This window comes from Sulfitobacter sp. 1A12779, from assembly GCF_043557315.1.
Taxonomy (GTDB): domain Bacteria; phylum Pseudomonadota; class Alphaproteobacteria; order Rhodobacterales; family Rhodobacteraceae; genus Sulfitobacter; species Sulfitobacter faviae.
Genome location: NZ_JBIFFU010000079.1, coordinates 1 through 1,251, shown reverse-complemented (window position 1 = coordinate 1,251; position 1,251 = coordinate 1). Strand labels below are relative to the sequence as shown.

Below are 1,251 nucleotides of genomic sequence, written 5' to 3'. Positions count from 1 at the left end.
GGGTCGGTAGCTCAGGTGGTTAGAGCGCACGCCTGATAAGCGTGAGGTCGGAGGTTCAAGTCCTCCTCGACCCACCATCGCTTCTGTAGTTTCAGAATCCCTTTGGGGCCTTAGCTCAGCTGGGAGAGCGCCTGATTTGCATTCAGGAGGTCAGGAGTTCGATCCTCCTAGGCTCCACCATGAATTCTCTTGCCGCCTTTGATCCGTACGGATTAAAAGAAGGCATGAAGATTTGTGCCATCACAATGGTTTACCGCGATTATTGGGCGTTATCACAATGGTACGCGCATTACTCACGGCACCTAGGTTCGGAGCATCTTTACATCGTGGCCCATGGTCATGATCAGAAGGTTTCTGAGCTTTGCCCACGGGCGAATGTGATCACGGTGCCGCGGGGTGACCTGACTGGTTTCGATCGGGTTCGTGGACACCTGCTGAACGGCCTTCAGGATGGATTAGGTTCGCTATACGACTGGGTTATTCGCACAGATGCGGATGAGCTGATTTGTTTCGACCCGGAACGTTACGCTAGTTTCAGCGACCTGTTCGCCTCACGCAAGAGACCATGTGCACTCTTTGCTTTGGGAATGAACCTCGCTGAAATGGAGGGCGATCCTACGCTAACTGCGGAGGCTAACGTCCTGCACTACAGGCGTAAGGCGCATTTCTCCGGGCATTACAGCAAAGCCTGGGCGGTTCGGCGTGGAACGCATTTGGTGCGCCATGGCATTCAAACTGCCCCTGAGCGTATAGATGACACGCCATTCATCTTTCCCAAAGGTGTTTACTTGGTTCACCTCAAATACGCGAACCGCGCTGCGCTAATAGATGCAAACCAGCATCGGACGCTAATTGGCAACGCTGGTGGCAAAGGTCTTCCCGGTAAAGCTTGGGCGCAGGCAGATCGAGATGCATCCCGCTTCTACGCCGCTTTTCGCGAGTTGACCGAGCTGGATTGGCCCTTGGCGGAGCGACGCGCCTATCGGCGGATCAAGCGCGATCCAGTTCGAGATGAGAAGCTTAACGTGCTGCGTGCCAGATCGGTAAAGTTCCCGTTTCGGACGACCCTCCCAAAGTGGTTCGAAAACTGCTGATAGATTAGATCAGCAAGAGCGCTACGGCGCTCTTGCTCGTCCAATCTGGACGGCAGCGTGACATCCATCGGATGCACGTGATTGACATCGTAAAGAGAGATACTAACAACATGTTTGATCTCACCGCGTTAGGTGATGATCTCAGTTGCTGCCCTTC

The 1,251-nt window shown here is 54.0% G+C and carries 1 protein-coding gene and 2 tRNA genes; all 3 read left to right on the top strand.

All coding sequences use genetic code 11. The annotated features are described in order from the left end of the window. The 3 genes from ACGYLQ_RS20850 to ACGYLQ_RS20840 all read left to right on the top strand — a co-directional run bounded on the left by ACGYLQ_RS20850 (position 1) and on the right by ACGYLQ_RS20840 (position 1,094). Positions 1-77 (top strand) — tRNA-Ile (locus tag ACGYLQ_RS20850). Positions 78-104: 27 nt separating this feature from the next. Then, positions 105-180: transfer RNA gene (locus ACGYLQ_RS20845), tRNA-Ala, on the top strand. Continuing rightward, positions 180-1,094, top strand: a complete 915-nt coding sequence (locus ACGYLQ_RS20840; protein WP_394444686.1) for a glycosyltransferase family 2 protein — start codon at positions 180-182, stop codon at positions 1,092-1,094. Before ACGYLQ_RS20845 ends, ACGYLQ_RS20840 begins: the two co-directional genes overlap by 1 nt. Positions 1,095-1,251: the final 157 nt, after the last annotated feature.

What these genes read in the sequence shown, in the direction of transcription:
- ACGYLQ_RS20840 (WP_394444686.1), top strand. Translation starts at nt 180, where the DNA reads ATGAATTCTCTTGCCGCCTTTGATCCGTACGGATTAAAAGAAGGCATG.